Below are 7,462 nucleotides of genomic sequence, written 5' to 3' on the forward strand. Positions count from 1 at the left end.
GAGCTTGTTATTTTATTATCCCCAAGCTAAAACAATATTTAATCAAAGGAGAGCATTTATAATGACCAAGTATATTTTTGTTACTGGCGGTGTTGTATCCTCTTTAGGGAAAGGTATCGTAGCTGCATCTTTAGGTCGCTTATTAAAAAATCGAGGTTTAAAGATTACTATTCAAAAATTCGATCCATATATCAACGTCGATCCTGGTACAATGAGTCCATATCAACACGGAGAAGTTTTTGTAACTGATGATGGTACAGAAACAGATCTTGACCTCGGTCACTATGAACGCTTTATTGATATCAACTTAAATAAATATTCTAATGTAACGACAGGTAAAATTTATTCAGAAGTGTTACAAAAGGAACGTCGTGGTGATTATTTAGGTGCAACAGTTCAAGTTATTCCGCACATTACAAACATGATTAAAGAAAAAATCATGCGTGCTGGTGCAATTACGGATGCCGATGTGGTTATTACAGAAGTTGGTGGAACTGTTGGTGATATTGAATCTCTACCATTTTTGGAAGCTTTGCGTCAAATGAAATCCGAAGTTGGTGCAGACAACGTTGTTTATATCCATACAACTTTAGTACCTTACTTGAATGCAGCTGGTGAAATGAAGACTAAACCAACACAACACAGTGTTAAAGAATTACGTGGTTTAGGAATTCAACCAAATATCTTGGTTTTAAGAACGGAAAAACCAATTTCACAAGATATGCGTAATAAGATTGCTAATTTTTGTGATGTTGAACCAGAAGATGTTATTGAATCAATGGATGTTGACACATTGTATCAAATTCCGTTAAATCTTCAAGCGCAACATATGGACGATATCGTATGTGCTAAGTTGCATTTAGATACACCACAAGCGGATATGGAAGAATGGCGTCAATTAAAAGACCGCGTACAAAGCTTAACAGGTCAAGTTAAGATTGGTTTGGTTGGTAAATATACTCAATTACCAGATGCTTATATTTCTGTTAACGAAGCTTTGAAGCATGCAGGTTATCAAATTAATGCTAAAGTAGAAATTGATTACATTAACTCCGAAGAAATTACCGCAGAAAATGCGGCTGCTAAATTGGCAAAATATGATGGTATCATCGTTCCTGGTGGTTTTGGTGATCGTGGATTGGAAGGGATGATTCAATCTATTCGTTATGCACGTGAAAACAATAAGCCATTCTTAGGGATTTGTTTAGGGATGCAAATGGCATGTATCGAATTTGCACGCGATGTTGCTGGCTTAGCAGATTGTAACTCTGCAGAAGTAGATCCTAAGTGTGAAAATAATATTATTGACTTGATGGCTGATCAAGCTGATGTTGAAAATATGGGTGGTACACAACGTCTTGGTTTATATCCATGTAAATTAAAACCAGGTACTAAGACTGCAGCCGCTTATGATAATCAAAGTGTTATCCAACAACGTCATCGTCATCGTTATGAATTCAACAACAAATATCGTGATATTTTGACTGAAAAAGGTTTAACTTTTGCAGGGACTTCACCAGACAATCGTTTAGTAGAAGTTGTTGAAATTACGGATCATAAGTTCTTTGTGGCAGCACAATATCATCCAGAGTTCTTATCTCGTCCGCAACGCCCAGAAGGTTTATTTGCAGCTTTTGTTAAGGCTAGTGCCGAAAAATAATTTAAGAAAAAATAAAAAGCAGTTAGTTATTTTTAGCCAACTGCTTTTTATTTTTGATAAAATGTTCGTAAAAAGCAGAAATGTCAGTAATTATGGATTGAAACCCAAGCGAGTATCTTGTAAGATGAAATAAGGTATCTTTTCTTGAGATATTTTTGAAATAAATTAATGTTGATGCACACTGAAGCTAAAAGTGATTAAGTGTGTATATTTGAATTGTGCTTATAAATAGAAATTGAGTAGTGAGGCTGAAAAATGAAGAAGATGATTGTCCAAGGTGGTCAAAAGTTGCGTGGCGAGGTGACTATTGGTGGAGCTAAAAATAGTACAGTTGCTTTGATACCAGCAGCTATTTTGGCGGATACACCAGTGAAATTTGATGCGGTACCAGATATTTTAGATGTGCATAACTTGATGTTAATTTTAAAATCGATGAATGTAACCTCGCATTTTAATCATGGCGTGTTACAGATAGATCCGACTCAAATAAAGCAAAATCCCCTTCCTAGTGAGGCAATCAGAAGTTTACGAGCTTCATATTACTTTATGGGAGCGTTGTTAGGGAAATTTGGCAATGCTACAGTGGCTTTTCCAGGTGGAGATAATATTGGTCCTAGACCCATCGATCAACACATTAAAGGCTTTCAAGCGTTAGGAGCAAAAGTTATCGAAAAAGGGAATGTTGTTAGTATTACGACAGGAAAAGATGGACTTAAAGGAGCTCGAATCTTTTTTGATTTGGTTTCTGTTGGAGCAACGATTAATGTTATGTTAGCCGCAGTTAAAGCTAAAGGTACAACCGTCATGGAAAATGTTGCGCGTGAACCTGAAATTGTTGATTTAGCAACTTTTTTAAATAATATGGGGGCAAAGATTCGGGGAGCAGGAACTAATGAAATTAGAATCCAAGGTGTGGAAAGTCTAAAAGCTAACAATATACACACTATTATTCCTGATCGGATTGAAGCTGGGACGTATCTATCATTTGCCGCAGCTAATGGAGAAGGTGTATTGGTAAAAAATGTAATTACTGAACATTTGGATCCTTTCTTAGCTAAACTAATTGAAATGGGTGTCAGATTGGAGATAGATGAAGATAGCATTTATGTTCCAGGAGGAGATTTATTAGCGCCAGTTAGTATTAAAACTGCACCCTTTCCAGGATTTGCAACCGATTTACAACAGCCGTTGACTCCACTGTTATTAAAAGCTAAAGGAAGCTCGACTATTATTGATACTTTATATCCTGAAAGAATTAAGCATATTTCTGAAATGCAAAAGATGGGTGCAAAGATTGCTAGTAAAGATGGTTTGATTACAATTCAGCATTCCGCTAATTTAACAGGAGCAGTTGTGGAAGCTGGTGAAATTCGTGCGGGCGTTTCCTTGTTAGGCTTGGCCTTGATGGCTCAGGGTAAAACGATAATTACTCAAGCAGACAATATTTTGCGCGGTTACGATCGTATTGTCGATAAGTTTAGAGGTTTATCGGTTAATTTAGAAATAATGACAGTTGCCGATGATTTGAATTAAAAGAGGTGTGTTTGGTGTGGCTAGTTTGACGTTAAATGAATTAGAACAAAAGACGCTCAAAGAATTATACTGCTATGCGCGTGAGTATAAAATTTCTTATTACAGCCATATGAACAAAAAAGAACTAGTCTTGGCTGTTTTGCGTGCTCAAGCTGAGCAAGAGGGATTTTATTACATGAAAGGTGTTTTGGATATCGTTTCTCGAGAGGAAGGGTATGGTTTTTTACGTCCAATTAATTATTCTGCCTCTAAAGAAGATATCTATATTTCATCTTCTCAAATTAGACGCTTTGATTTGCGCGTGGGAGATTTGGTAGCAGGAAAAGTGCGTTTGCCTAAACCAGGCGAACGTTACTATGGCTTGATGCATGTTGATTCTGTTAATGGTAAGCCACCAGAAGAAGCTAAAAAAAGATCTCATTTTCCAGCTTTAACACCAATTTATCCTAATCATCAATTGAAGTTAGAAACTAGTTCGCAAAATTTAGCTAGTCGAGTTGTTGATTTGTTTGCTCCGTTAGGTTTAGGGCAAAGAGGGATGATTGTTGCTCCGCCTAAAGCAGGAAAAACAACGTTATTAAAGCAAATTGCTTGGGGGATTAGTGCTAATTATCCAGAAGCAAAGCTAATTGTTTTATTGATTGATGAGCGACCTGAAGAAGTAACGGATTTAGAGCGTTGTATCGATGGTGAAGTAATCTATTCTACTTTTGATAAATCGGCAGAAAATCATATTCGGATTGCTGAATTAGTTTTGCAACGTGCGATGCGTTTGGTTGAAGATAAACAAGATGTGGTTATTTTATTAGATTCACTAACGCGTTTAGCACGTGCTTATAATTTAGTGGTTCCCCCAAGTGGACGAACTCTTTCTGGTGGGATAGATCCGGCTGCATTGTATCCACCTAAAAAATTTTTTGGAGCTGCACGCAATATTGAAGAGGGTGGCAGTTTGACGATTTTAGCGACAGCCTTAATCGAAACTGGTAGCCGTATGGATGACGTGATTTATGAAGAGTTTAAAGGTACGGGAAATCAAGAATTGCATTTGTTGCGGCAATTAGCAGAAAAACGTATTTTTCCAGCAATCGATTTACAAAAGTCAAGCACGCGTAAAGAAGAATTACTGTTTGATGCAAAAGTACGTGAAGTGGTGTATTATGTACGACAAAATTTTGATGATGATCCTGAAAAAGCTACGCAAAAGATTTTTGCAATGTTGCAAAAGACTAAGGATAATGAACAATTTTGTCAATGTGTAACGCTTTTACAAAATTCTACGCAAAACAAAAAAAGATGATTGCGCTAAAAATTCATTCATGTTATGATGGTGAGTGTTGTAAGACACACAGAATAACTCTGAAGCAGCAAATGGTTCAGGGCAAAGGAGCGAAATACTAATGAAACAAGGAATTCATCCAGAATACCATGAAGTAGTTTTCATGGACTCAGCAACTGGTTACAAGTTTTTATCTGGTTCAACAAAGACTTCTAAAGAAACTGTTGAATTTGAAGGTAAAGAATACCCATTAATCCGTGTAGAAATTTCCAGTGATTCTCATCCATTCTACACAGGTCGTCAAAAATTCACACAAGCCGATGGTCGTGTGGATCGCTTCAACAAGAAGTACGGTTTTACAAACTAATTTTGACAACAGCATATTGCTTGAAAAAGTCTGCTTGCTGACTCATAATCGAGTCAAGGGCAGATTTTTTTGTGGAGGTATATTGATGAAAAAGATGAGTTTGTTAAATATAGTGTTACTTTTTGTGACCTTATCGATGCTTTATTCATTGATAGCGACGATTTTACAAGCTTTACAACAATCCCAAGCACAAGCTAGTGCAACGTGGTTTTTAGCCTTTGAAATTGTTTTAGGTTTAGGATTGATTTTTTTGCCTAGAATTATTGCGAAAATAGGTAAATTTTCATTACCAGATGTCATTTATTTATTTTTCTTATTATTCATCTATGGGTCCGTTTATTTAGGAACAGTTAATCATTTTTATAGTATTGTTGCTCATTGGGATAAAGGTTTGCATTTGCTTAGTGGCCCGTTAGTGAGTGCTTTTGGATTGTCGTTACTTGGAGCAATGTTACCTAAAGATATCATTTTTCGCTTATCGCGATCATTTGTTTATTTGTATGGTGTAGCATTTGGGGTTTTAGGCGGAGTGTTATGGGAATTTTATGAATTTACATGTGATAGTTTTGGGATGAATTTACAACGCTATATGCAAGCTGGTAAGCCGTTAGTTGGTCGCGCTGCTTTGTTAGATACTATGGGAGATTTATGGATGGATTTTATCGGAGCAGCTTTGTTTATGGTGTTTGTGATTATTAAATTAGCAAAAGATAAACATTGGTTGAAAAACTTTGAGTTTCATAAAATCTAACTTGCACTTTTGTATAAATCATATTATGATTGGTATTAAGAATATGGATGACACCAAAATTTGCCATAAGTAAGGCGCAACAGAGACATGGTGGTTGCTGCAAACCATGATGCCTGAAAACTCCAGCAAATTGTGTCGACGGGTAATGCCGTCCGGGAAAACCGTTAGCTTATAAATGAGTGCGCAAAAGCGAACTTGGGTGGTACCGCGGAAGACTAAAGCCTTTTCGTCCCAGTGAAGGGATGAGAAGGCTTTTTATTTTCATTTACAAAGGAGAGATTATCATGTTGGATATCAAAATGATTCGACAAAACACAGCTGAAGTAAAAGAAAGATTAGCAACACGTGGGGTTAAAGGTGCTACAATTGACGAATTATTGGCTAAAGATAAGTTGCGTCGAGACTTATTAGTCGAAGCAGAAAACCTAAAGATGCAACGAAATACTGTTTCAGAAGCAATTGCCCAAGCTAAACGCAATAAAGAAGATGCAAGCCAACAAATTGCTCAAATGCGTGAAGTTGGTGGTAAGATTAAGGGATTAGACGAAAAAATCAATGAAGTTAATGAAATAGTTTACGATATGGCTGCACGTATCCCTAATTTGCCTAATCCACAAATTCCTGTAGGTGAAGATGAAGAAGCAAATGTCGAAAATTATAAGGTTGGTACGCCGCGTGAATTTTCATTTGAACCAAAAGCTCATTGGGATATCGGTGAAGATTTAGGAATCTTAGATTTTAAACGAGGTGCTAAAGTATCCGGGGCACGTTTCGTATATTATAAAGGATTAGGTGCTCGGTTAGAACGTGCTTTGTATAACTTCATGTTAGATGAACACGCTAAAGAAGGATATACCGAAATGATTACGCCTTATTTGGTTAATGATGATTCAATGTATGGCACTGGTCAATTTCCTAAATTTAAAGAAGATGTTTACCAAATGCGAGGGGAAAGTATGACTTTAATTCCAACTGCTGAAGTACCTTTGACCAACTATTATCGTGATGAAGTAATTCCAAGTGAAGAATTACCAGTTAACTTTACAGCATTAAGCCCATGTTTTAGATCAGAAGCAGGTAGTGCAGGTCGCGATACACGTGGGTTGATTAGAATGCATCAGTTCCACAAGGTTGAAATGGTTAAATACACTAAACCAGAACAATCTTATGAAGAATTAGAAAAAATGACAAAAAATGCTGGCAATATCATGGAAAAACTTGGCTTGCCTTATCATGTGATTACACTTTCAACTGGAGATATGGGTTTTAGTGCAGCTAAAACTTATGATTTAGAAGTTTGGATGCCAGCACAAAATACCTACCGTGAAATTTCAAGCTGTTCTAATTGTGAAGATTTCCAAGCAAGACGTGCGCATATCCAATATCGTGACGAAAATGGTAAATTACAATTTGTGCATACTTTGAATGGTTCAGGTTTAGCGGTTGGACGTACATTGGCTGCAATTTTAGAAAATTATCAAAATGAAGATGGCTCAGTAACGATTCCGGAAGTATTACGACCATATATGGGTGGTTTAGATAAAATTACTAAATAAAAGCAAAGAGCAGTATGTGTTTAGACACATGCTGTTTTTTTAGTACTTAAAAAGTGTTAAAATCTTAAAGAAAGAATTTGTTTAGGAGTGAAGGTTATGACTAAATTTTATTTAGTGCGTCATGGAATGACCGAATATAATTTGCAAAATAGATTCCAAGGAGGAACGGTTGATTCGGCGTTATTGGCAGAAAGTTTAGTGAATGCACGTAAAGTAGGTCAATACTTAGTTGATGTAGATTTTGCTAAAGTTTATTCTAGTCAACAAAAACGTGCTTACTGTACAGCTAAAGAAATTGTGAGTCAATTTAGTGAAC

Annotated in this window: 7 protein-coding genes (1 of these 7 only partly in view); all 7 read left to right on the forward strand. The window is 36.4% G+C overall.

Translation table 11 applies throughout. From position 1 onward, the window contains the following. Window positions 1-61: 61 nt before the first annotated feature. Window positions 62-1,660, forward strand: coding sequence for a CTP synthase (locus QM017_RS01360; RefSeq protein WP_178195560.1), 1,599 nt, complete (start codon window positions 62-64; stop codon window positions 1,658-1,660). 255 nt (window positions 1,661-1,915) lie between these two features. Then, window positions 1,916-3,193 (forward strand): UDP-N-acetylglucosamine 1-carboxyvinyltransferase, encoded by a 1,278-nt coding sequence (locus QM017_RS01365; protein ID WP_282708631.1) that lies wholly within the window; start codon window positions 1,916-1,918, stop codon window positions 3,191-3,193. 16 nt (window positions 3,194-3,209) lie between these two features. After that, a complete protein-coding gene (gene rho / locus QM017_RS01370; RefSeq protein ID WP_282708632.1) occupies window positions 3,210-4,493 on the forward strand; it encodes a transcription termination factor Rho in 1,284 nt (427 codons plus the stop codon). A gap of 100 nt (window positions 4,494-4,593) precedes the next feature. Next, window positions 4,594-4,839: a type B 50S ribosomal protein L31 gene (locus QM017_RS01375; RefSeq protein WP_178195566.1), complete on the forward strand. Its 246-nt coding sequence runs from the start codon at window positions 4,594-4,596 to the stop codon at window positions 4,837-4,839. A gap of 85 nt (window positions 4,840-4,924) precedes the next feature. Continuing rightward, window positions 4,925-5,590 (forward strand): hypothetical protein, encoded by a 666-nt coding sequence (locus QM017_RS01380; protein WP_282708634.1) that lies wholly within the window; start codon window positions 4,925-4,927, stop codon window positions 5,588-5,590. 284 nt (window positions 5,591-5,874) lie between these two features. Continuing rightward, window positions 5,875-7,146, forward strand: coding sequence for a serine--tRNA ligase (serS, locus tag QM017_RS01385; protein ID WP_282708635.1), 1,272 nt, complete (start codon window positions 5,875-5,877; stop codon window positions 7,144-7,146). 96 nt (window positions 7,147-7,242) lie between these two features. Further along, window positions 7,243-7,462, forward strand: the 5' end (the start) of a protein-coding gene (locus QM017_RS01390) for a histidine phosphatase family protein (RefSeq protein WP_282708636.1). Its footprint extends 410 nt past the window's final position; 220 of the gene's 630 nt are visible here — the first part of the coding sequence; it begins with the start codon at window positions 7,243-7,245; its stop codon lies off the right edge, out of view.

This window comes from Ligilactobacillus sp. Marseille-Q7487, assembly GCF_949152225.1.
GTDB lineage: Bacteria > Bacillota > Bacilli > Lactobacillales > Lactobacillaceae > Ligilactobacillus.